This window comes from Micromonospora sp. NPDC049529 (genome assembly GCF_055586685.1).
The window spans coordinates 46235-68206 of the sequence record NZ_JBVJHT010000031.1 but is presented as its reverse complement, the minus strand read 5'-3'; the positions used below and the strand labels follow the sequence as shown (position 1 = coordinate 68206).

Genomic DNA, 21972 nt, shown 5'->3' with positions numbered 1-21972 from the left:
CCCCCCCCCCCCCCCCCCCCCCCCCCCCCCCCCCCCCCCCCCCCCCCCCCCCCCCCCCCCCCCCCCCCCCCCCCCCCCCCCCCCCCCCCCCCCGGCGCACCACCGGGCACCACCGTTGCGCGCACCACCCAGACCCTCCGCACCAATTCACGACCGCACAGCTCTGCCGCCGGGCCGCCCCCAGCCGACACACTGGACCCACCCCGCGGCACCGTCCGGGTGTCGGCGTGTTGAAAGGAACCTCTGATGCGACCCCTGCGAGTCCTGCTCGCCGCGCTGGCTCTCGTACCGGTGCTCCTGTTGTCCACGACGCCGGCGGCGGCGCACGACGGCAAGCTCAACCTGGAGGTGGCCGGCGACGGCGCCACCGGGGTGACCATCCGGGCCAGCTACGCCGACGGCCACCAGCTGGAGACGATCGTCCGGCTGGTACTCACGGCGACCGACGGCACCGGCGACACCGTCGGGCCGATCCAGCTCGAACCCTCCGGCGAGGGGCAGGGTTTCTACACCACCGGACCGATCCTCTCCCCCGGCCGCTGGCAGGTCACCGTCACCGCACCCGCGCCGACCCCCGCCGAGGCGGTGGTCACCGTCGAGGCCAAGGCCGAACAGACCGCACCGAAGCCCCCGCCCGGTAACCCGGTCGCACTGCGCAAGGACACCGGTCTCAGCACCGGTGTGTGGTGGCTGATCGGCGGCGCGCTGCTGATCGCCGCCGCCGGCACGGCCGTACTGCTCGCCCGCAACCGCAACAGTTGAGCGCCGTGCCCCGCCGCCCCCAGCCTGCCGTCGCCGGTCGCAACATCGGCGGCCAGCTCCGCGAACTACGGGTACGCCGACAGCTGAGCCTGCGCGAGGTCGCCGCCGAACTGGCCTGGCCACCCTCCCGACTGTCCCGCCTCGAACACGGCCGCCAGCAGGTACGCACCGAGGAGGCCGCCGCCCTGCTGGTCATCTACCGGGTCACCGGTGACGAGCGGGCCGCCCTGCTCCGCCAGGTCGAACGGGCCGCCGAGCCCGGCTGGTGGGAGGCGGCCGTCGGGCTCTCCGCCGAGTCACGCACGCTGATCCACCTCGAAGCCGAGGCGAGCACCATCATCGGCTGCGAGCCGCTGCTCGTACCGGGGCTGTTGCAGACCCCGGACTACACCCGGGCGGTGATGGAGTCCTGCGGCGTACGGAAGGTCGACACCCAGCCCCGGATCGCCGCCCGGCTGGCCCGGCAGGAGATCCTCACCCGCGAGGCCCCACCGGCGTTGCACGCCCTGATCGACGAGGCCGCCCTGCGCCGCCCGGTCGGCGGCTCACAGGTGATGGCCGAGCAGCTCCGGCACCTGGTCACGGCCAGCGAGCGGCCGAACGTCACCCTCCGGGTGGTGCCGCTGGCGGCCGGGGCGCACACCGGACTGGACGGCGCGTTCGCGCTGCTCGACTTCCCGCGCGACCGGTCGGTGGTCTACCTCGACCACAAGCTCACCGGCCTGTTCCTCGACGACCGGCACCAGGTCGAGTTCTTCCGGCGGGAGGCGGTCCGGCTCGCGGAAGCCGCCCTGAGCCCCATCGCATCGGTAAACTTCATTGCGCGGGTGGCTGGGGAGTACGAGCGGAAGTGAGACCGCGATGACCGGTACGCAGCTTTCCGGGGCCGTCTGGCGCAGGTCGAGCCGGAGCGGCTCGAACGCGAACTGCGTAGAGGTGGCGGCTCTGGTCGCCGTGGCCGACTCCGGTGGCCGGGCGGCCGGCACGACGGTTGTCGCCGTACGCGACTCGAAGGACGTCGACGGGCCGGTGCTCGCGTTCCCGGCCACCGCCTGGCGTTCCTTCGTCACGGCGACCCGTCGGCACCGGCTCGGCTGACCGCCGCCCACCGCACCCACACCGCCGTACGGGGCCCGGAACCGAACGTTCCGGACCCCGTACGGGCGGGGACAGTGTGCGGCGCGGGTCAGAGGATGGCGCGCAGGGCGGCCAGGTCGTCGGCCGAGGGCTGCCACAGACCGGCGGCGGCGTTCGCCCGTACCTGTTCCGGGGTGGTCGCCCCGGCGATCACCGAGCCGACCGCCGGCTGGGCGGCCAGCCCGCCGATCGCCACCTGCAACGGGGTCAGGTCGCGCTCGGCCGCGTACTTCTCGATCGCCTCGATGGTGTCCCAGGGCGCGGCGGCCAGGCGTTCGGCGTACCGTCCGCCACCGGAGAGCCGGCTGCCGGTCGGCGGCGTCTCGTCGCGCTTGTACTTGCCGGTGAGCAGGCCGTTGGCGAGCGGGAAGAACGGCAGCAGGCCGAGACCGAAGTGTTCGGCCGCCGGCGCGATCTCCGTCTCGACGTGCCGCTCCACCAGGCTGTACTGGTTCTGCGCGCTGATGAACGGTGCGTAGCCGCGAGTCCGGGCCACCCAGGCCGCGTCCGCGATCTGCCAGCCGGAGAAGTTGGAGTTGCCCAGGTAACGCACCTTGCCGGCGCGGACCAGGTCGTCGAGCGCGCTCAGCGTCTCCTCGATCGGGGTGCCGGGATCGACCTCGTGCATCTGGTAGAGGTCGATGTGGTCGGTGCCCAGCCGGCGCAGCGACGCCTCGACCGCGCGGTTGATGTAGCGGCGGGCACCGCGCGCCCCGTGGTCCGGGCCGTTGGCCCCGAGCATGTCCATGCCGAACTTGGTGGCCAGTACGACGTCGTCGCGCCGGCCCTTCAGCGCGGCACCCAACTGCTCCTCGGAGGCGCCCTTCGGCTCACCGTAGATGTCGGCGGTGTCGAAGAAGTTGATCCCGGCATCCAGCGCCGCGTCGACCACCGCACGGGTGCCCTCGGCGTCCAGTTTCCGGCCGAAGTTGTTGCAGCCGACACCGACGACGGACACCATCAGCCCGGAGTCGCCCAACCGGCGGAAAGTCATCTCAGTCACGTGATCAACCCTATGCCCTCGCCGGCCGCCGGAGGAGGCCTGTTGCCGCCGGTCAGCCGACGTCCCAGACCGGTTCGGGGGTCTCCGTCACCTCGTTGTCGGCGCCGAAGAGCACGAACCGTTCGAACGACCGGGTGAACCAGCGGTCGTGGGTGACCGCGATCACCGTGCCGTCGAACGCCCGCAGCCCCTCTTCGAGCGCCTCGGCCGAGGCCAGGTCGAGGTTGTCGGTCGGTTCGTCGAGCAGCAGCAGGGTGGCACCGGAGAGTTCCAGCAGCAGAACCAGGAACCGGGCCTGCTGCCCGCCGGAGAGGGTGCCGAAACGCTGGTCGCCCTGGGCGGCCAGCTCGTACCGGTTGAGCGACGCCATGGCCGCGTGCCGGTCCATCCCCTGCCGGTGGTCGTCACCCCGCCAGAGGATCTCGACCAGGGTCTTCTGCATCAACTCCGGGCGGTCGTGGGTCTGCGAGAAGTGACCCGGTCGGACCCGCGCACCGAGCCGGACCACGCCGGCGTGGTTCACCGGCGCCAGCAGGTGACCACCGTCGACCGGACCGTTGGCCGGATCGGGGTCGGTGCCACCACGGGCGAGCAGGCGCAGGAAGTGCGACTTCCCGGTCCCGTTCGCACCGAGGACGGCGACCCGGTCGCCGTACCAGAGTTCCAGGTCGAACGGGTAGGTCAGGCCGTCCAGTTCCAACTGCTCGCACATCACCGCACGCTTGGCGGTCCGCCCGCCGGACAGCCGCATCCGGATGTCCTGGTCCTTCGGCGGGACCGGTGGCGGGCCGGCCTCCTCGAACTTGCGCAGGCGGGTCTGCGCGGCCTGGTAACGCGAGGCCAGGCCATCGTTGTACGCCGCCTTCTGCTTGTACATCAGCACCAGGTCACGCAGCTTCTGGTGCTCCTCGTCCCAGCGGCGACGCTGCTCGTCGAGGCGGGCGTGCCGGGCCACCCGCGCCTCGTGCCAGCTGCCGAAGCCGCCCGGATGCGTCCAGGCGCTGCCGCCCTCGACGGCGACCACCCGATCCGAGGTCTGGGCCAGCAGTTCCCGGTCGTGCGAGACGTACAGGACCGACTTGGTCGACTCCCGCAGCCGCCCCTCCAGCCACCGCTTGCCCGGTACGTCGAGGAAGTTGTCCGGCTCGTCGAGGAGCAGCACCTCGTCCCCGCCCCGGAGCAGGATCTCCAGCGCGAACCGTTTCTGCTGCCCGCCGGAGAGGGTCCGTACGGGCCGGGTACGGCTCGTCTCCCAGGGCAGGTCGAGCACGATGGTGGAGACGGTGTCGAAGAGCACCTCGGCGTCGTACCCACCGGCCTCGCCCCAGGCGGCCAGCGCGTCCGCGTACGCGAGTTGGGCCTTGCCGGCGGCGGTGCTGAACTTGCCGCGCACCTCGGCGGCGTGCAGCGCCGCCTCCGCCGCGGCGAGCCGGGCCCCGGCCGTGCGCAGCACGGGCGCCGAGATCGACAGGACGAGGTCGTACAGCGTCGACTCGTCGCCGATCATGCCGATGAACTGGCGCATCACGCCCAGGCCGCCGAAGCGGGCGATGCCGCCGGTCTGGGTGGGCAGGTCACCGGCGACCATCCGCAGCAGGGTGGTCTTGCCGGCGCCGTTCGGGCCGACCAGGGCCACCTTGGCGCCCTCGCCGACCCGGAACGACACGTCGGCGAAGAGTTCCCGGCCGTCCGGCAGTGTGTAGCCGACCCCGGCCACGTCTATGTAACCCACGCGGGCATCCTGCCTTGTCGGTCGGTGCTGGCGGTACCGGGTTTCAGCGGGTGACCCGCAGCACCCGGTAGCCCTTCTGGCTGGCCGGACGCTCCACCTGCCAGCCCTGCTCGGTCAGCCAGCGGTGCAGCGAGTCGCCGCCGAGGTGCCGGCCCACCACCAGCCAGCCGACACCGTCCGGGGCGAGCCGGGGCAGCCAGCGGGCGAGCAGGAGGTGCAGGTCGGCCTTGCCGATCCGGATCGGCGGGTTGGACCAGATCTCGGTGAACGTGACGTCGTCGGGCACCTCGTCGGGGGCGGCCACCCGGATCCGGTCGGCGGCGCCGATCCGTACGGCGTTCTCGGTGGTGAGTTCGCGGGCCCGCTCGTTGACGTCGACCGCCCAGACGGTGGCGTCGGGTGCCTCGGTGGCGAGCACGCAGGCGATCGGGCCGTAGCCGCAGCCCAGGTCGAGCAGCGGACCGGCCGCGCCGGGCTCGGGCAGGTCGGCCTTGCGCAGGAGTACGGCCGTGCCGGGGTCCAGCCGCGCGGCGGAGAACACCCCGCCGGCCGAGGTCAACGAGTAGTCCCGCCCGGCGGCCGAGAACTCGATCTCACGACGGTCGGGGGCGGTACCGGGTTGGGGGGTGAAGTAGTGGTCGCCGGTCACGCATCGCATTCTCGCCTACCGCTGTTTCTGCGTCGCAGGCGTGGTCGACCCCTCCGTACCCCCGGAGTTTCCTGCCCGAATGTCTCGTCTTTCATCTGGCGTGATTCATTGGGAGAGGCGCCAAATGAGACCTTTCCATTACCCTGAGCGACATGACAGACGGGCGCGGTACGGGTAGCGGTGGGTGGCTCCCACCATCCGACCGTGACCCCGAGCGGGCCGACCGGGACGCTCGTCGGGGCCGTCCGCCCGCACCTCGCGGGCCGCTGACCGGAGACCGTCGCGCCGATCCCAGGCCGCCGTCCCCGCCCGACCCGCCGGCACCGGAGCAGCGGTCGGACCCGGGTTCGGGTTTGCCGGCCGGACGACTGCGACGGCCACTGTCTGAGGCGCCCGACGCCGACCGTTGGGGCCTCGCCCGTCCCGGACGCCAGCCGTCGCCCGGACGCCAGCCCTCACCTGAACGCGAACCGTCGGCCGGACGCCGAGCGGAACCGCCTCACCTGGCCGTTCCGCCAGCGGTGCGAACGGCACCGGGACGCCCGGCTCCGGCGGTCCCGCTACCGCGCCCGGCACCGACTCCGCGTCCAGCCCCGGCTCAGCCGGCGGCACCACCGGACCACGCTCGGGGGACGGCTCGGCCGGTGCAACCGGCCCGGCGTCCGGGCGCGACCGGGGCGGCGGCGCTGCCCAGCCAACGAACGGAGATGGACGCTCCGGCCCCCGTGTTCGCCCCACGGCCGGGCGTGGTCCCACCTCGGGTGCCGGCGGGCCCGGCCCGACAACCGGAGCCCTCCGCCCGGCCCTCCCTCCAGCCGGCCCGCGATCGCCGGCCGGCACCGGAACAGGTGACCCTGCCGCCACCGCCCGACGTACGGCCGCGCGCCGATGGTGGCACGGTCGGCTCCACCGGCCCCGGCACTGCCCGACCTCCGGTGCAACGGGCACCGCTGCGGCCCGCCCCCGATCGGGTGCCGCCGGGCCGGGGCGGTGCCGAGGGCGGCAACCCGGCGCGACCGTCGTCCCGCTTTCCCGCCCCCGCACTGCCGGGAACGTCGCGCGAGGCACCGAACCGCCCCGGCGCCCCGGCATCGGGCGCCCCCGGACCGGTCTCGGGTGGCGCCCAGCGGCCGCTCCCCGGTATGCGTCCGCCTTCGGGCGGATCACCGACACCGCCGGATCCGCCACCGCCCCGCACCGGCACGGCCCAGGTCAGCATGGCGCAGCTCCGAGCCGCCCGGACCGGCGGCTCCGGACAGTCGTACCCCTCGCCCACGAACAACCCCGCACGCGGCGACGGATCACCCACCGCCGCATCCCTCGTTCCCACGCGCCCCGGGTCCGCGCTGGTGCCCGTCCGGACCGGTTCCGCGATGGTCGTCGCCAGGAGCGGGAACAGCGCGGCCGGCGCGCCGGTGGCGTCGACCCGCGACCAGAAGCGCACCTGGCAGTGGGTGATCGGTGGGCTCGGCGCGCTGGTGCTGCTGGCCGTCTGCGGGCTCGGCTCCTACTTCATCATCGCCGACGAGCGGCAGGGCCGGGCAGGTCGCGAATCGGCCGACTCCACCCCGCCGACCGCGCTGCCCCGCGACATCAGCTCGCGAACCGTCGACCCGACACCGCTGACCGAGTCCGAGGTGTTCCCGGCCGAACAGATCGTCATCAACCCGGCCGAGCCCGCGTACCAGGTGCTCCGGACGCAGGCCGGCACCGACTGCACCGCCGCCGCCACCGGCGAGATCAACACGCTGCTCACCGAACTCGGCTGCGACCAGGTCGTACGCGGCACCCTGCGCTCGCCGAGCGGCAACCACCTGGTCACCGCCGGCGTGTTCAACCTGGCCGACGCGACCGGCGCCGAATGGGCGCACCAGAAGATCAAGCCGCTCGTGGACGGTGGCAAGGGTCGGTTCCAGGGCCTCGCCGCCGGCACGGGGACCGAGGCGATCGCCCTCGCCTCCGCGCAGGTCGGCTGGCACGTACGCGGGCACTACCTGGTCTACTGCGTGATCGCCAAGACCGACCGTACGGCGATCGGCGACAACGATCCGTACGCCCGTCAGATCCTCTTCGACATGATCGAACTGCACCTGCGCGGTAACGTGCTCGAACGCCGGGCCACCGTGCCGGTCGCCCCGTCCCCCGCTGCCACCCCGGTAGCCTGACCCGCCCCGTGCCTCGCGGTCACGCCTCGGCCGGAAGTCGCAACCGGCGGGTACGCAGCGCGCGGTCGGCGTACTCGGCCGGGTCGGTCGGGTAACCGACCTCGACCAGGGTCAGTCCGTGCGCCGGTGCCACGGTCACCTCACTCGACCGCTCCCGCCGGCTGAGCAGCCCCGCCGGCCACTGGACCGGCCGCCGCCCGTCGCCCGCGACCAGCATCGCCCCGACCAGGCTGCGCACCATCGACTGGCAGAACGCGTCCGCCTGGACCGTCGCCACCAGGATCCCGTCCGGATCCCGGCGCCAGTCCAGCCGGGTGACCTCGCGCAACGTGGTCGCGTGCTCCTTGCGCCGGCAGTACGCGGCGAAGTCGTGCTCGCCGACCAGGCCGGCGGCAGCGGCAGCCAACGCGGCCAGGTCCAGCGGGCGCGGCCAGGCGAGGATCTCGTGCCGGCGCAGCGGCTCCACCCCGTACGGGGCGTCGGTCACCCGGTACTCGTACCGCCGGAACGTCGCCGCGAAGCGGGCGTCGAACTCCTCGGGTACCTCGGTGATGGCGCGCACCCGGACATCGCCCGGGAGCAGTCCGGCCAACCGGCGCAGCAACGTGTCGGTGACCGGCGCCCAGGCGGCATCGGCCAGGTCGACGTGACAGACCTGGCCGGTGGCGTGCACCCCGGCGTCGGTACGCCCGGCCACCGTCAGCCCGGTCACCGAGTCCACGCCGAGCACCCGCGCCAGCACCTCGGTCAGCACACCGGCGACCGTACGGCGCCCCGGCTGGGCCGCCCATCCGGAGAAGTCGGTGCCGTCGTACGCGACATCGAGCCGTACCCGGGTGTAACCGTCCACTCCCGTACCCCCTGAACCCGCCCGTACCCGGAAAATGAACGGGCCCGGCACCCCCGCGAGAGGGTGCCGGGCCCGACGTAGCCCCGGATCAGGACTTGGCGTTGTCAGCCTCGTCGGTGTCCTCGCGGGCAGCCGCCGTGTCGCCCGACACCGACTCCGGTGCCTCGGCGTCCTGGTCCCCGGCGTCGGCCGGACGGGTCTCGGTCTCGTCCGTGGGGGCGAGCGCCTCGACCTTGTCCTGCTGGGCCGCCTTGCGGGCGGCGGTCTTCTGCGCGGTGCCGGCCGGCGCGGGGGCGACGACCAGTTCCTCGACCAGCTCGATGATCGCCATCGGGGCGTTGTCGCCCTTGCGCGGTCCGGTCTTCACGATCCGGGTGTAGCCACCCGGGCGGTTGGCGTACCGGGGCGCGATCTGGTCGAACAGGGTGTAGACGACGTCCTTGTCCTTCACCGTGCCCAGCACCTTGCGGCGGCTGGCCAGGTCGCCGCGCTTGGCCTTGGTGATGAGCTGCTCCGCCAGGGGCCGCAGCCGCTTGGCCTTGGTCTCGGTCGTCTTGATCTTGCCGTGCTGGAACAGCGCGGTGGCCAGGTTGGCCAGCATCAGCCGCTCGTGCGCGGGGCTGCCGCCGAGGCGGGGACCCTTGGTGGGCGTGGGCATGCTTGGTGCTCCTCAATAGTGGGCAGCTGATCTCCAGCTAGCCGAAAATCAAAGCTGCTCGGTCTCGCGGTAGTCGTCGGTGTCGTAGTCGCCCTCGCCAAAGGTGTCCACGACGTGCGCCGGGTCGAAGTTGGGAGCCGAGTCCTTCAGCCCCAGGCCCATCCCGGCGAGCTTCATCTTGACCTCGTCGATCGACTTCTGACCGAAATTCCGGATGTCGAGGAGGTCTGCCTCGGTACGCCCGATGAGCTCACCAACGGAGTTGATGCCCTCGCGCTTGAGGCAGTTGTAGGAGCGGACGGTGAGGTCCAGCTCCTCGATCGGCAGCGCCAGGTCCGCCGCGAGCTGCGCGTCCTGCGGCGACGGGCCGATGTCGATGCCCTCCGCCGTCTCGTCCAGCTCCCGGGCCAGGCCGAAGAGCTCGACCAGGGTGGAACCGGCCGAGGCCAGTGCGGTACGCGGGCCGATCGACGCCTTGGTCTCGACGTCGATGATCAGACGGTCGAAGTCGGTGCGCTGCTCGACCCGGGTCGCCTCGACCCGGTAGGTCACCTTCAGCACCGGCGAGTAGATCGAGTCGACCGGGATCCGGCCGATCTCGGCGCCGGACTGCTTGTTCTGCGCGGCGGTGACGTAGCCGCGACCCCGCTCGACGGTCAGCTCCATGTCGAGCCGGCCCTTGCCGTTCAGGGTGGCGAGCTTGAGGTCACCGGTGTGCACCGACACCCCGGCCGGCGGCTGGATGTCCGCGGCGGTGACGTCGCCGGGGCCCTGCTTGCGCAGGTACATGCTGACCGGCTCGTCGTGGTCGGAGCTGACGCAGAGCTCCTTGACGTTCATGACCAGCTCGACCACGTCCTCCTTGACACCGGGGATCGTGGTGAACTCGTGCAGCACGCCGTCGATCTTGATCGACGTCACGGCCGCGCCCGGGATGGACGACAGCAGCGTACGCCGGAGCGAGTTGCCCAGGGTGTAACCGAAGCCCGGCTCAAGCGGCTCGATGGTGAACCGGGACCGGGTCTCGCTGATCGACTCCTCGGAGAGGGTCGGCCGCTGGGTAATGAGCACTTCTGTTCTCCTTGGTTCGGGGCGCCCACCATTTGACGCCCGTCTGTGTTGCCTTGCCAGCTCGCTGGCGACCACCCGGGCGGGACGGGGTCGACCACGGCAACGCTGTGCCGTACGGCCGACCCCGGCCCGATCCGAACGGTTTTCTCGGGCCTACTTGGAGTAGAGCTCGACGATCAGCTGTTCCTGGACCTGCGTGTCGATGACCTGCCGGGCCGGGAGCGTGTGCACCAGGATCTTCATCTGGCTGGGGATCGCCTCCAGCCACGCCGGCACGGTCCGGGAACCGGACTGCGCCTGCGCCACGACGAACGGGGTCATCTCCTTGGACTTCGCCCGAACCTCGATGATGTCGTGTTCCTTGATGCGGTACGACGGGATGTCGACCTTCTTGCCGTTCACGATGAAGTGACCGTGCTTGACCAGCTGGCGGGCCATGTCCCGGGACTGGGCGTAGCCCGCCCGGTAGACCACGTTGTCCAGCCGCGACTCGAGGATCTGCAGGAGGACCTCACCGGTCTTCGCCTGCTTGGCCACGGCCTCCTCGTAGTAACCGCGGAACTGCTTCTCCAGCACGCCGTAGACACGACGGGCCTTCTGCTTCTCACGAAGCTGGAGCAGGTACTCGGTCTCCTTGGTCCGACCCCGGCCGTGCTGTCCGGGCGGGAACGGCCGGGACTCGAACGGGCACTTCGGGCCATCGCACTTGCTGCCCTTGAGGAACAGCTTCATCTTCTCCCGCCGGCAACGGCGGCAGTCAGCACCGGTGTAACGAGCCATCTCTCTCTACCTCTCAGACCCGACGACGCTTCGGCGGACGGCACCCGTTGTGCGGCTGCGGGGTGACGTCGGAGATCTGCCCGACCTCCAGCCCGACGGCCTGCAGCGAACGGATAGCGGTCTCCCGGCCGGAGCCGGGGCCCTTGACGAACACGTCGACCTTGCGCATGCCGTGCTCCATCGCCCGACGCGCGGCGGCCTCGGCGGCCAGCTGAGCGGCGAACGGAGTCGACTTGCGGGAGCCCTTGAAGCCAACCTGGCCGGCCGAGGCCCAGGAGATGACCGCACCGGTCGGGTCCGTGATGGACACGATGGTGTTGTTGAAGGTGCTCTTGATGTGCGCCTGCCCGTGGGCGACGTTCTTGCGTTCCTTGCGCCGGACCTTCTTGACGGCGGCCCCGGCGCGAGCCTTCGGTGGCATAAGTCTGTGCGCTCCTAGTGTGGGAAGTCCGGCCAGGCTCTATCGAGCTGAACCCGGATTCCGGTATCGGGAAATCGGCCCGCGCTCTGGCGAGCGGGACCGGAATTCCGGTTGTTACTTCCGGCCGGCCTTCTTCTTGCCTGCCACGGTCCGCTTCGGGCCCTTACGGGTCCGTGCGTTGGTACGGGTCCGCTGACCACGGACGGGCAGACCCCGGCGGTGCCGGATGCCCTCGTAGCAGCCGATCTCGACCTTGCGGCGGATATCAGCGGCGACCTCGCGGCGCAGGTCACCCTCAACCTTGAAGTTGGCCTCGATGTGGTCGCGGAGCTGGACCAGCTCCTCGTCCGTGAGGTCCTTGGCGCGCTTGTCCGGAGAGATCCCGGTCGCGGCGAGCGTTTGAACTGCCCGGGTCCGACCGACCCCGAAAATGTAAGTGAGCGCGATCTCCATCCGCTTGTCGCGGGGGAGGTCGACGCCGGCTAGACGTGCCATGCGCGGGCGTGCTCCTCGTGGTGTTTCGCGGAGGTCTCTGGCCCGACCCATCCCACCTGCCCCGGTGGGCCCCGGCCTCCGACCGGGGGTCAGCCACGAGTGCACCGCTTGATGTGCACGCGCGCTCGTGGCTGGGACGAGCTTCTGTGGTGGTGCTGGATCCTCTTGCGCTACGGATCGGCGACGAGGCTGCCCGACACCGGCCGGTCTAGTGGCCGGCCGATCGGATCAGCCCTGGCGCTGCTTGTGGCGCGGGTCGCTGCAGATGACCATGACCCGGCCGTGCCGGCGGATCACCCGGCACTTGTTGCAGATCCGCTTGACGCTCGGCTTGACCTTCACGGGTTTGCCTTACTTCCCATAAGGCCCGACGACGCGGAAACGGCGCCGGACTTCGAGGACGGACACGGACAATCCGGCCGTCGTCAGATGACTGAATCCGTAGCCGGATTCACTTGTAGCGGTAGACGATGCGCCCTCGGGTCAGGTCGTACGGCGAGAGCTCGACGACAACCCGGTCCTCGGGCAGGATGCGGATGTAGTGCTGCCGCATCTTGCCGCTGATGTGAGCCAGCACCTTGTGGCCGTTGGCAAGCTCGACCCTGAACATCGCGTTCGGGAGCGGCTCGATGACCCGACCCTCAATCTCGATGGCTCCGTCTTTTTTCGGCATGTCCTCCGCTGTCCTGACGTCGGTAATTCCGGACGGCTCACAACGCCTTACCCGGATGCCTGTTCGTCAAGATCAGCCAACCGGACCAGCCGCGGCTCCGACTCCCACCGAAGCGCAGGATGGGCATGCCGGAGTGGACGCTGTGCGCCGATCAGCCAGTGTACGCTCGCCCACGGATCGACGCCAAACCGAGGTACCCCCGGTGTGGCGGATCGGACGAACCAGCCGATACTAGCCGGCTTTCCCGCCGAGCTGCCAGCCATCCCGCTCGCCCGGCTCGACCCGCCCGGCCAACTCCGACCGCAGGTCCGACCCGGCCGACCGCTCCAACTCCGGGCGCCCGACAGACTGCCGGTCCGGGGCCGTCGCCGGCACCGACTCCGACCGACGCTCCCGACGGGCCCGCTTCGCCGCCTTCCTCCGGGCCCGCTGCGCGGCCACCAACTGCGGCTTGCCCTGCGCCAGACCGCTGACCGTGCCGACCAGCAGCACAGCGCCCCATGGCCCGGCGACCCAGATCGGCCAGAAGTAGAGCACTTCCCCGGCCATCACCGAGATGACCGCCCACCACGCGACCGTGACCGCCACGACGGAGAAGTAGGGCGTCCAGTTCTCCACCAGCCACCGCCGGGTGGCACCCGGGTAGCGGCCGTTCGGACCGGGAACCAGCGGGTCGCGCGTCGCCGTAGCGCCGGCCGGGGTCAGACCCGCGCGCGGCGCCAACGCCGGCTCAGGCAGGTCGGCCACCAGGGCGTCCAACTCGGCGTACGTCTTCGCGGCGTACGCCGCACGCAACCGCTCGTCGTACTCGTACAGGTCGAGCCGGCCCTCGTCGACCGCGACCCGGAGCCGCTCGGCGACCAGCTGCCGATCGGCATCCGCCGCCCGCATCTCGCCCCGCCGCTGCATGAGTACGAGGATGCCACCGCCGCGCCACGTTGGCGAGCGCCTCCGTCGCCCGGTGGCTCGTCCGGGCTGGTACCCCGGCCGGCAACTCGCCGTCGCTCAGACGGAGTCGGAGGTGGCCGGCTGCGAGGCGGTGACCAGATCACCGAGACGGGCCCGGCCACCGTCGGCGGCGGTGAGCACCCACACCCCGTCCGGCAGCAGGGCCATCGAGTGTTCGACGTGCGCCGCCACCGAGCCGTCGCGGGTCACCACGGTCCAGCCGTCGTCGAGTTCCGCCGTCCGGGGCGAGCCGAGGGTGATCATCGGTTCGATCGCCAGGGCCATGCCCGGCACCAGCCGGGGACCCCGGCCCGGCCGCCCGTGGTTGAGCACGTGCGGGTCCTGGTGCATCTCGGTGCCGATGCCGTGTCCGCCGTACCCGTCGACGATGCCGTACCGCCCGCCCTTGCGTACGGCGATCTCCACCGCCGCCGAGATGTCGGTGAGCCGGCCCCGGCCGTTGGCCGAGCCCCGCGCGGCGGCGGCGATACCCGCCCACATCGCGTCCTCGGCGACCTCGGCCATCCGGAGCAGCTCCGGCCGGACCTCGCCGACGCCGACCGTGATCGCCGCGTCGCCGTGCCAGCCGTCGAGCACCGCACCGCAGTCGATGGAGATCAGGTCGCCGTCCCGCAGCACCTGGTCCGCCGACGGGATGGCGTGCACCACCTGTTCGTTGACCGAGGAGCAGATCGACGCCGGAAAGCCGTGGTAGCCCTTGAACGACGGGATGGCACCCGCGTCCCGGATCACCGACTCGGCGATCGCGTCGAGATCGGCGGTGGAGACCCCGGGTGCGACCGCCTCGCGCATGCGAGCCAACGCCGCCGCGACGACCAGTCCGGCAGACCGCATCCTGTCGATCTGCTCCGGGGTCTTCAGCTGGATATCCAGCTGGTGACGGCGCATGCCGCTCTACCTTTCGCTCACCGGCCCAGAGACCACCCTGACACCCGCACTCTTCGTCAACGGATGGTGTGACGCGCTCCCCGGCTGCCGGACGGACGCTGGGTTGGGCCCCACCGTGACCCGCGGCGGGATCAAGCCTGACCGCCCAGAGCGGGGCACGGTGGGGCCCAACCCCACACCGTTACCCGACCCTATCCCCCGTAGGAGCGGAGCGCATCGATAGCCCGGACCGTGACATCCTCCACCGGTCCGGTGGCGTCGATCCCCACCAGCTTGCCCTGGGCGCCGTAGTAGTCGACCAGCGGTGCGGTCTTGTCCGCGTACTCGCGGAGCCGCTCGGCGATCGTCTCGGCCTTGTCGTCGTCCCGCTGGAACAGCTCGGACCCACAGCGGTCGCAGATGCCCTCATGGGTCGGCGCGTCGAACTCGATGTGCCAGATCTTGCCGCAGCCCCGACAGGTCCGCCGGCCGGAGAGCCGGCGGATCACCTCGTCGTCGTCCACGACCAGTTCCATCACCAGGTCGAGCGCGGTGCCCAGGTCGGCCAAGAGCTTGTCCAGGGCTGCCGCCTGCGGCGTGGTGCGCGGGAAGCCGTCGAGCAGGAATCCCTCGGCGGCATCCGGCTCAGCGAGCCGGCCGCGCACCATGTTGATGGTCACCTCGTCGGGCACCAGCTTGCCGGCGTCCATGTAGCGCTTGGCCTCGACCCCCAGCGGCGTGCCCTGGGTGACGTTGGCGCGGAAGATGTCACCCGTCGAGATCTTGGGCACGGCCAGCTGGGCGGCGATGAACTCGGCCTGGGTCCCCTTGCCCGCCCCAGGGGGACCAACCAGAACGAGTCGCATCTAGCGCAGGAACCCTTCGTAGTTCCGCTGCATCAGTTGGCTCTCGATCTGCTTCACGGTCTCCAGACCGACGCCGACCATGATGAGCACCGCAGTACCACCGAACGGGAAGTTCTGGTACTGCTGGTTGTCCAGCCAGATGAAGAAGAAGTTCGGGAGGATCGAGATCGCGCCCAGGTAGAAGGCACCCGGGAGGGTGATCCGGCTGAGGATGAAGTCCAGGTAGTCGGCGGTCGGCTTGCCCGGGCGGATACCCGGCACGAACCCGCCGTACTTCTTCATGTTGTCCGCGACCTCGGTCGGGTTGAACGTGATCGAGACGTAGAAGTACGTGAAGAAGATGATCAGCAGGAAGTACGCGACGATGTGCGTCGGGCTGCTCGGGTCGACCAGGTTGTTCTGGACCCAGGTCTGTACGTCGCCGGGGTTGTTCTGGTCGAAGAACTGCAGCGCCAGCTGCGGCAGGTAGAGCAGCGACGAGCCGAAGATGACCGGAATCACACCCGCCTGGTTCACCTTGAGCGGGATGTAGGTCGAGGTGCCGCCGTACATCCGCCGGCCGATCATGCGCTTCGCGTACTGGACCGGAATCCGGCGCTGCGCCTGCTCGATGAAGACCACCAGCGTGATGACCACCAGGACCAGCAGGATGACCAGGAGGAACATGTCCCAGCCCTTGGAGGTCTTGATCGACCAGCCCTCACCGGGCAGCCGGGCCGCGATCGAGGTGAAGATCAGCACGGACATGCCGTTGCCGACGCCCCGGTCGGTGATCAACTCACCGAGCCACATGACCACACCGGTACCGGCGGTCATCGTGATGACCAGCACCGCCAGGGTGAGCCACATCGGCAGCCCGGTGTTCTCCGGAACGATCGGGAACTCGTTGCACTGGTTGTTGAAGAGCTGCCCGGAGCGGGCCAGAGCCACGAACGCCGACGCCTGGAGGACGCCAAGGCCGAGCGTCAGGTAGCGGGTGTACTGCGTGATCTTCGCCTGACCGGACTGACCCTCCTTGCGGAGCTGCTCCAACCGCGGAATCACCACGGTGAGCAGCTGCAGGATGATCGAGGCGGTGATGTAGGGCATGATGCCCAGCGCGAAGACCGACAGCGACAGCAGCGCGCCGCCGGAGAAGAGGTTCAACAGCGACAGGACGCCGTCGGTCTGGATCGTGTCCAGGCACTTCTGCACGTTGCCGAAGGACACACCCGGGCTGGGCAGCGTCGCACCGAGTCGGTAGACGCCGATGATAGCTACTGTAAACAGCAGCTTTTTGCGCAGGTCAGGCGTACGAAACGCACTGAAAAAGGCGGAGAGCAACTTCATCCTCCTGCGCGAGGCGGGCCGCCGGTGGTCCGGCGCGGCTTAGGGTGGTCGTCGAGCGGTAGCCCGATACCAGTGCTGGGATCGGACTCTAACAGCCCGGCGGTGATCCGGGCAGGTGTGCCCACGAACATACACCGGGTCCGATGTTAACGAGGGACACCGTCCCTTAGTAGACCGTAGCGCCCGTCAGTTGAAAACAACTGACGGGCGTCACGGCCGCGTTACGTCCTACAGCTCGGTGGCCGAGCCGCCAGCAGCAGCGATCTTCTCCTTGGCCGACGCACTGAACGCGTGCGCGGAGACCTGGAGCGTCACGCCACCGAGATCCCCGGCACCGAGCACCTTGACCGGCTGGCCCTTGCGGACCGCACCCGCCTCGACGAGCTCGGCCGGACCGATCTGGCCGCCGTTCGGGAACAACTCCGCGAGCCGGTCCAGGTTCACGACCTGGAACTCGACCCGGAAGGGGTTCTTGAAGCCCTTCAGCTTCGGCAGGCGCATGTGGATGGGCATCTGCCCACCCTCGAACGCCGCCGAGATGTTCTTGCGCGCCTTGGAGCCCTTGGTGCCCCGTCCGGCGGTCTTGCCCTTGGAGCCTTCACCACGACCCACGCGGGTCTTGGCGGTCTTGGATCCCGGCGCCGGGCGCAGGTGATGGACCTTGATCGTCATTACTCGACCTCCTCGACCTTCACGAGGTGGCTCACGGTGAAGATCATGCCCCGAATCTCGGGACGGTCCTCCTTGACCACCACGTCATTGATCCGCTTGAGACCGAGCGACCGCAGGGACTCCCGCTGGTTGTGCTTGGTCCCGATGTCGGACCGGAGCTGGGTGACCTTGAGCCGAGCCATCAGCGGGTCACCCCCGCCCGCGCCGCCAGCATGGCGGCCGGCGCGACATCCTCCACCGGCAGGCCGCGACGCTTCGCGACCGCCTCCGGCGACTCCAGCCCCTTCAGGGCCGCGACGGTGGCGTGCACGATGTTGATCGGGTTCGACGATCCGAGGCTCTTGGAGAGCACGTCGTGGATCCCGGCGCACTCCAGCACGGCCCGCACCGGTCCACCGGCGATGACACCCGTACCGGCGCTGGCCGGCTTGAGCAGGACGACGCCAGCGGCGTCCTCGCCCTGCACCGGGTGCGGGATCGACGCGGCGATCCGCGGCACCTTGAAGAAGTGCTTCTTGGCCTCCTCGACACCCTTGGCGATGGCCGCGGGCACCTCCTTGGCCTTTCCGTAGCCCACGCCGACCGTGCCGTCGCCGTCGCCAACGATCACCAGAGCGGTGAAGCTGAAGCGACGACCACCCTTCACGACCTTTGCGACACGGTTGATCGCGACGACCCGCTCGATGTGCGGCGTCTTCTCGACGGGCGCGTTTCCGCGGCCGCCCTCACGGCGGTTGTCGCGGCGACCACCCTCGTTGCCACCGGACCCGCCGCCACGGCGCTGTTGACCTGGCATCAGCAGCCTTCCTTATCTCTCGTGACGGGGTTACTAACTTGCGATCCTCGTCCGACGCGCATCAGACGCCCGTCAGAACTCGAGCCCGGCTTCGCGGGCGGCGTCGGCGAGCGCGGCGATTCGCCCCGCGTACCGGTTGCCACCGCGATCGAAGACGACCTTGGAGATGCCGGCGGCCTTGGCCCGCTCGGCCAGCAGTGCGCCGACCTTGCCGGCCAGGGCGCTCTTGTCGCCCTCGCCGCCGCGCAGCGACGTGTCCAGGCTCGACGCCGACGCCAGGGTGTGTCCCTTGGTGTCGTCGACCACCTGGGCCGTGATGTTCCGCAGCGAGCGGGTGACGACCAACCGGGGACGGTCGGCGGTGCCACTGACGTTCTTGCGAACCCGGAAGTGTCGCCGCGCCCGCCCGACGGCGCGCTTGGCGGCAACGCCGCGACGGCGCTTGAGCAGCGTGGCGCTCACTTCTTACCTGCCTTTCCAGCCTTGCGGCGGATGACCTCGCCCTGGTACTTCACGCCCTTGCCCTTGTAGGGCTCCGGCGGCCGGATCTTCCGGATCTTGGCGGCGACCTCACCGACCTGCTGCTTGTCGATGCCGGCCACGTGGAACAGGGTCGGCCGCTCGACGGTGAAGGTGATCCCGGCCGGGGCCGGAACGATCACCGGGTGCGAGAACCCGAGCGCGAACTCGAGGTCGCTGCCCTTGGCGGTGACCCGGTAACCGGTGCCGGCGATCTCCAGCGTCTTCCGGTAACCCTCGGTCACCCCGACGATCATGTTGGCCACCAGGGTACGGCTCAGGCCGTGCAGCTCCTTGGCGCGACGCTCGTCGTTGGGACGGGTCACCTCCAGCTGTCCGTCCTCGCCCCGCTCTGCCTTGATCGGCTCGGCCAGGGTGTGCGTGAGCTCGCCCTTGGGGCCCTTGACCTTCACGGTCGGCCCGGTGATCGTGACGTCGACACCGGCGGGAACCGGAATCAACTTACGTCCAATACGCGACATTTCTACCTGTCTCCCGTTACCAGACGAAGGCGAGGACTTCCCCGCCAACGCTCCGCTTGCGAGCCTGCCGGTCGGTGAGCAGGCCCTGGGACGTCGAAATGATCGCCACGCCCAGCCCGCCGAGCACCCGGGGGAGCCCGTCCGACTTGGCGTACACCCGCAGACCGGGCTTGGAGACGCGCTTGATACCCGCCAGGCTCCGCTCGCGGCTCTGGCCGTACTTCAGCTCGACGACCAGTCGCTTGCCGACGGCGCCCTCTTCGGGCTCCTCGACCGACCAGGTGGCGATGTAACCCTCGGTCTTGAGGACCTCGGCGATGTTCGCCTTGATCTTCGAGTAGGGCATCGTCACCCGGTCGTGGTACGCCTGGTTGGCGTTACGCAGACGCGTGAGCATGTCTGCGATGGGGTCAGTCATAGTCATTGGTGTTTGTCAGCCTTTCTCACCGCGGTTCCCGGGGCACACGGCCCGGGGCCTACGGCGTTGCGATCCTCGCCCCGACCAACGGTCAGGACGCTGCTGGGCCTTTACCAGGATGCCTTGGAGACACCGGGCAGCTCACCACGGTGGGCCATCTCCCGGATGCACACGCGGCAGAGCCCGAACTTGCGGTAGACCGCCTTCGGGCGACCACACCGCTGGCACCGGGTGTAGGCGCGAACCGAGAACTTCGGCTTCGCGGCCGCTTTGATGATCAGCGCCTTCTTCGCCATCTCAGTTCTCCTTGCTCGGGTCTTCACGGAACGGGAAGCCCAGGTGCTTCAGAAGCGCCCGACCCTCGTCGTCCTTCGTGGCCGTGGTGACCACCGTGATGTCCATGCCCCGCTGCCGATCGATCTTGTCCTGGTCGATCTCGTGGAACACGGACTGCTCGGTCAGACCGAAGGTGTAGTTGCCGTGCCCGTCGAGCTTGCGCCCGTCCAGGCCGCGGAAGTCACGGATACGCGGCAGCGCGATGGAGAGCAGCCGGTCCAGGAACTCCCACATCCGGTCACCCCGGAGGGTCACCTTCGCGCCGATCGGCATCCCCTCACGCAGCTTGAACTGCGCGATGGACTTGGTCGCCCGTCGCACCTGCGGCTTCTGGCCGGTGATGGTGGCCAGGTCGCGAACCGCGCCGTCGATCAGCTTGGCGTCACGAGCAGCCTCGCCGACACCCATGTTGACGACGATCTTGACCAGACCCGGCACCTGCATCGGGTTCTGGTAACCGAACTGCTCGCGCAGGGCGGCCGCGATCTCGTTGCGGTACCGCTCCTTGAGGCGCGGCATGGTCTTGGCTTCGGTAGCCGTGCTCATCACAGGTCCTTACCGGTGCTACGCGCGACGCGGACCTTCTGGCCACTGTCGTCGATCCGGAACCCGACCCGGGTCGGGTTGCCGTCGGAGTCCAGGAGCTGCACGTTCGACACGTGGATCGGAGCCTCCTGGGTGACGATGCCACCGGTCTTGGCGCCACGCTGGGTGGTGCTGATGCGGGTGTGCTTCTTGACCCGGTTCACGCCCTCGACCAGGACCTTGTCCTGCCGCGGGTAGGCCGCGATGACCTTGCCCTTGGCACCCTTGTCCTTGCCGGCGATGACGACGACCGTGTCGCCCTTCTTGACCTTCACGGTCACAACACCTCCGGCGCGAGAGAGATGATCTTCATGAACCGCTTGTCCCGCAGCTCCCGGCCCACCGGGCCGAAGATACGGGTACCGCGCGGGTCGCCACCGTCCTTGATGATGACGGCGGCATTCTCGTCGAAGCGGATGTACGAGCCGTCCGGCCGCCGCCGCTCCTTGGCGGTGCGGACGACGACCGCCTTGACGACGTCGCCCTTCTTCACACCAGCACCGGGAATGGCGTCCTTGACCGTGGCCACGATGACGTCGCCGATACTCGCGTAGCGCCGACCGGAGCCACCGAGAACCCGGATACACAGGATCTCCCGAGCACCCGTGTTGTCGGCGACGCGCAGTCGCGACTCCTGCTGAATCACGTCTATCTCCTATGTCTGCCGGTTCTCAGACGGCTGGTGTCTCCGGCTTGTGCCTTCCAGCCGGAAACTCATGCCGTCTGAGCCTGGCGGAACCCTGAGCTTGCTGGTCCGGTCCGCTTACGCAGCCCGTCCGGCTCTACTTGGCCTTTTCGAGGATCTCCACGACCCGCCACCGCTTGGTGGCGGAGAGCGGACGGGTCTCCATGAGCAGTACGCGGTCGCCAACGCCACACGCGTTCTGCTCGTCGTGCACCTTCAGCTTGCGCGTACGGCGCAGAACCTTGCCGTACAGCGCGTGCTTGACCCGGTCCTCAACCTCGACCACGACGGTCTTGTCCATCTTGTCGCTGACCACGAGGCCCTCGCGCACCTTGCGCTGGGCCCGCGGGGCGGTGGTGGTGGTCCCCTCCGGGGCGGTCGTCTCGCTCATGATGCAGTCACCTCAGTCGGCGCGGCCGAGAGACCCAGCTCGCGCTCACGCATGATCGTGTAGATCCGGGCGATCTCCCGACGGATGACCTGCAGCCGGCGATTGTTGTCCAGCTGGCCGGTCGCGGCCTGCACACGGAGGTTGAACAGCTCCGCTTTGGCCTCGCGCAGCTTCGCGACCAGCTCCTCCTCGGAGAGCTCGCGCAGCTCGCCGGCCTTGACGCCCGCGGCCATCAGCTTTCACCCACTTCGCGTGTCACAATTCGGCACTTCATCGGGAGCTTGTGGATCGCGCGACGCATTGCCTCTCGCGCGGTCTGCTCGTTGGGGAAGGACATCTCGAAGAGCACCCGTCCCGGCTTGACGTTGGCGACCCACCACTCGGGCGAGCCCTTACCGGAACCCATCCGGGTCTCAGCGGGCTTCTTGGTCAGGGCCTGGTCCGGGAAGACCGTGATCCAGACCTTGCCACCACGCTTGATGTGTCGGGTCATCGCGATACGCGCTGACTCGATCTGCCGGTTGGTGACGTACGCGGGCTCCAGCGCCTGGATTCCGAACTCGCCGAACACCACCCGGTTGCCGCCCTTCGACGCGCCGTGGCGGTCGGGGTGGTGCGGCTTGCGGAAGCCCTTCGGGGGCTTGCGCGGCATCAGCATCTG

General features: G+C 69.8%; 32 protein-coding genes. 4 read left to right on the top strand and 28 right to left on the bottom strand.

What is annotated here, in order from left to right:
- Window positions 1-246 precede the first annotated feature (246 nt).
- Genes ACZ6QQ_RS35235 through ACZ6QQ_RS35225 form a run of 3 tightly spaced genes read left to right on the top strand, consistent with a single transcriptional unit; the run spans window position 247 to window position 1860 of the window.
- Window positions 247-762 (top strand): hypothetical protein, encoded by a 516-nt coding sequence (locus tag ACZ6QQ_RS35235; protein ID WP_465882229.1) that lies wholly within the window; start codon window positions 247-249, stop codon window positions 760-762.
- 5 nt (window positions 763-767) lie between these two features.
- The gene (locus ACZ6QQ_RS35230) at window positions 768-1616 is read left to right on the top strand and encodes a helix-turn-helix domain-containing protein (RefSeq protein WP_465882235.1); all 849 of its coding nucleotides are present in this window, start codon (window positions 768-770) and stop codon (window positions 1614-1616) included.
- A gap of 7 nt (window positions 1617-1623) precedes the next feature.
- Entirely contained in the window at window positions 1624-1860 is a 237-nt protein-coding gene (locus ACZ6QQ_RS35225; RefSeq protein WP_465882228.1) for a DUF397 domain-containing protein, read from the top strand.
- Between the two features lie 88 nt (window positions 1861-1948).
- Here the strand turns inward: ACZ6QQ_RS35225 and ACZ6QQ_RS35220 are convergent, their stop codons facing one another.
- From ACZ6QQ_RS35220 to ACZ6QQ_RS35210, 3 genes are all read right to left on the bottom strand, one after another.
- Window positions 1949-2893, bottom strand: coding sequence for an aldo/keto reductase (locus tag ACZ6QQ_RS35220; RefSeq protein ID WP_465882234.1), 945 nt, complete (start codon window positions 2891-2893; stop codon window positions 1949-1951).
- 61 nt (window positions 2894-2954) lie between these two features.
- A complete protein-coding gene (locus tag ACZ6QQ_RS35215) occupies window positions 2955-4634 on the bottom strand; it encodes an ABC-F family ATP-binding cassette domain-containing protein (RefSeq protein ID WP_465882226.1) in 1680 nt (559 codons plus the stop codon).
- A gap of 43 nt (window positions 4635-4677) precedes the next feature.
- Window positions 4678-5283 carry a class I SAM-dependent methyltransferase gene (locus ACZ6QQ_RS35210; protein WP_465882225.1) on the bottom strand — a complete coding sequence of 202 codons (606 nt, stop codon included), beginning with the start codon at window positions 5281-5283 and terminating at the stop codon, window positions 4678-4680.
- A 707-nt stretch (window positions 5284-5990) separates the two neighbouring features.
- Here ACZ6QQ_RS35210 and ACZ6QQ_RS35205 point away from each other — a divergent pair.
- A complete protein-coding gene (locus tag ACZ6QQ_RS35205) occupies window positions 5991-7448 on the top strand; it encodes a hypothetical protein (protein WP_465882224.1) in 1458 nt (485 codons plus the stop codon).
- A 19-nt stretch (window positions 7449-7467) separates the two neighbouring features.
- Here the strand turns inward: ACZ6QQ_RS35205 and truA are convergent, their stop codons facing one another.
- The 25 genes from truA to rplP form a co-directional block, all read right to left on the bottom strand.
- Window positions 7468-8298, bottom strand: a complete 831-nt coding sequence (gene truA / locus ACZ6QQ_RS35200) for a tRNA pseudouridine(38-40) synthase TruA (RefSeq protein ID WP_465882222.1) — start codon at window positions 8296-8298, stop codon at window positions 7468-7470.
- 88 nt (window positions 8299-8386) lie between these two features.
- Window positions 8387-8956: a 50S ribosomal protein L17 gene (rplQ, locus tag ACZ6QQ_RS35195; protein ID WP_465882220.1), complete on the bottom strand. Its 570-nt coding sequence runs from the start codon at window positions 8954-8956 to the stop codon at window positions 8387-8389.
- Between the two features lie 48 nt (window positions 8957-9004).
- On the bottom strand, window positions 9005-10027 hold the full coding sequence (locus ACZ6QQ_RS35190) for a DNA-directed RNA polymerase subunit alpha (protein ID WP_121158425.1): 1023 nt from the start codon (window positions 10025-10027) through the stop codon (window positions 9005-9007).
- Between the two features lie 153 nt (window positions 10028-10180).
- The gene (rpsD, locus tag ACZ6QQ_RS35185) at window positions 10181-10807 is read right to left on the bottom strand and encodes a 30S ribosomal protein S4 (RefSeq protein ID WP_465882218.1); all 627 of its coding nucleotides are present in this window, start codon (window positions 10805-10807) and stop codon (window positions 10181-10183) included.
- A 13-nt stretch (window positions 10808-10820) separates the two neighbouring features.
- Complete coding sequence (gene rpsK / locus ACZ6QQ_RS35180; protein ID WP_007073011.1) at window positions 10821-11228, bottom strand: 30S ribosomal protein S11; 408 nt, start codon at window positions 11226-11228, stop codon at window positions 10821-10823.
- 114 nt (window positions 11229-11342) lie between these two features.
- Entirely contained in the window at window positions 11343-11723 is a 381-nt protein-coding gene (gene rpsM / locus ACZ6QQ_RS35175; RefSeq protein ID WP_326561078.1) for a 30S ribosomal protein S13, read from the bottom strand.
- Window positions 11724-11951: 228 nt separating this feature from the next.
- On the bottom strand, window positions 11952-12065 hold the full coding sequence (gene rpmJ, locus ACZ6QQ_RS35170; RefSeq protein ID WP_043965539.1) for a 50S ribosomal protein L36: 114 nt from the start codon (window positions 12063-12065) through the stop codon (window positions 11952-11954).
- Window positions 12066-12174: 109 nt separating this feature from the next.
- The gene (gene infA / locus ACZ6QQ_RS35165) at window positions 12175-12396 is read right to left on the bottom strand and encodes a translation initiation factor IF-1 (protein WP_007073013.1); all 222 of its coding nucleotides are present in this window, start codon (window positions 12394-12396) and stop codon (window positions 12175-12177) included.
- A 231-nt stretch (window positions 12397-12627) separates the two neighbouring features.
- Complete coding sequence (locus ACZ6QQ_RS35160; RefSeq protein WP_465882217.1) at window positions 12628-13305, bottom strand: DUF1707 SHOCT-like domain-containing protein; 678 nt, start codon at window positions 13303-13305, stop codon at window positions 12628-12630.
- Between the two features lie 96 nt (window positions 13306-13401).
- The gene (gene map, locus ACZ6QQ_RS35155) at window positions 13402-14253 is read right to left on the bottom strand and encodes a type I methionyl aminopeptidase (protein ID WP_465882216.1); all 852 of its coding nucleotides are present in this window, start codon (window positions 14251-14253) and stop codon (window positions 13402-13404) included.
- 191 nt (window positions 14254-14444) lie between these two features.
- Entirely contained in the window at window positions 14445-15098 is a 654-nt protein-coding gene (locus ACZ6QQ_RS35150; RefSeq protein WP_465882214.1) for an adenylate kinase, read from the bottom strand.
- Window positions 15099-16421 (bottom strand): preprotein translocase subunit SecY, encoded by a 1323-nt coding sequence (gene secY, locus ACZ6QQ_RS35145; protein WP_465882233.1) that lies wholly within the window; start codon window positions 16419-16421, stop codon window positions 15099-15101.
- A gap of 234 nt (window positions 16422-16655) precedes the next feature.
- Entirely contained in the window at window positions 16656-17099 is a 444-nt protein-coding gene (gene rplO / locus ACZ6QQ_RS35140; protein ID WP_465882212.1) for a 50S ribosomal protein L15, read from the bottom strand.
- Window positions 17099-17281, bottom strand: coding sequence for a 50S ribosomal protein L30 (gene rpmD, locus ACZ6QQ_RS35135; protein ID WP_121158418.1), 183 nt, complete (start codon window positions 17279-17281; stop codon window positions 17099-17101). The genes rplO and rpmD overlap by 1 nt, the downstream gene beginning before the upstream one ends.
- Window positions 17281-17895: a 30S ribosomal protein S5 gene (rpsE, locus tag ACZ6QQ_RS35130; protein WP_121158417.1), complete on the bottom strand. Its 615-nt coding sequence runs from the start codon at window positions 17893-17895 to the stop codon at window positions 17281-17283. The genes rpmD and rpsE overlap by 1 nt, the downstream gene beginning before the upstream one ends.
- Before the next feature lie 72 nt (window positions 17896-17967).
- Window positions 17968-18357, bottom strand: a complete 390-nt coding sequence (gene rplR / locus ACZ6QQ_RS35125) for a 50S ribosomal protein L18 (RefSeq protein ID WP_465882211.1) — start codon at window positions 18355-18357, stop codon at window positions 17968-17970.
- Window positions 18354-18896 carry a 50S ribosomal protein L6 gene (gene rplF / locus ACZ6QQ_RS35120; protein ID WP_465882209.1) on the bottom strand — a complete coding sequence of 181 codons (543 nt, stop codon included), beginning with the start codon at window positions 18894-18896 and terminating at the stop codon, window positions 18354-18356. Before rplF ends, rplR begins: the two co-directional genes overlap by 4 nt.
- Window positions 18897-18912: 16 nt before the next feature.
- Window positions 18913-19320 carry a 30S ribosomal protein S8 gene (gene rpsH, locus ACZ6QQ_RS35115; RefSeq protein WP_161685893.1) on the bottom strand — a complete coding sequence of 136 codons (408 nt, stop codon included), beginning with the start codon at window positions 19318-19320 and terminating at the stop codon, window positions 18913-18915.
- 104 nt (window positions 19321-19424) lie between these two features.
- Entirely contained in the window at window positions 19425-19610 is a 186-nt protein-coding gene (locus ACZ6QQ_RS35110; protein ID WP_007465272.1) for a type Z 30S ribosomal protein S14, read from the bottom strand.
- A gap of 1 nt (window position 19611) precedes the next feature.
- On the bottom strand, window positions 19612-20196 hold the full coding sequence (gene rplE, locus ACZ6QQ_RS35105; RefSeq protein WP_396808542.1) for a 50S ribosomal protein L5: 585 nt from the start codon (window positions 20194-20196) through the stop codon (window positions 19612-19614).
- Window positions 20196-20516 (bottom strand): 50S ribosomal protein L24, encoded by a 321-nt coding sequence (gene rplX / locus ACZ6QQ_RS35100; protein WP_363598836.1) that lies wholly within the window; start codon window positions 20514-20516, stop codon window positions 20196-20198. The genes rplE and rplX overlap by 1 nt, the downstream gene beginning before the upstream one ends.
- On the bottom strand, window positions 20513-20881 hold the full coding sequence (gene rplN, locus ACZ6QQ_RS35095) for a 50S ribosomal protein L14 (RefSeq protein ID WP_007465279.1): 369 nt from the start codon (window positions 20879-20881) through the stop codon (window positions 20513-20515). The genes rplX and rplN overlap by 4 nt, the downstream gene beginning before the upstream one ends.
- Window positions 20882-21017: 136 nt before the next feature.
- A complete protein-coding gene (gene rpsQ / locus ACZ6QQ_RS35090) occupies window positions 21018-21311 on the bottom strand; it encodes a 30S ribosomal protein S17 (protein ID WP_465882207.1) in 294 nt (97 codons plus the stop codon).
- Window positions 21308-21544, bottom strand: a complete 237-nt coding sequence (gene rpmC, locus ACZ6QQ_RS35085; RefSeq protein WP_326561090.1) for a 50S ribosomal protein L29 — start codon at window positions 21542-21544, stop codon at window positions 21308-21310. Before rpmC ends, rpsQ begins: the two co-directional genes overlap by 4 nt.
- Window positions 21544-21969 carry a 50S ribosomal protein L16 gene (gene rplP / locus ACZ6QQ_RS35080; RefSeq protein ID WP_121158410.1) on the bottom strand — a complete coding sequence of 142 codons (426 nt, stop codon included), beginning with the start codon at window positions 21967-21969 and terminating at the stop codon, window positions 21544-21546. Before rplP ends, rpmC begins: the two co-directional genes overlap by 1 nt.
- Window positions 21970-21972 lie beyond the last annotated feature (3 nt).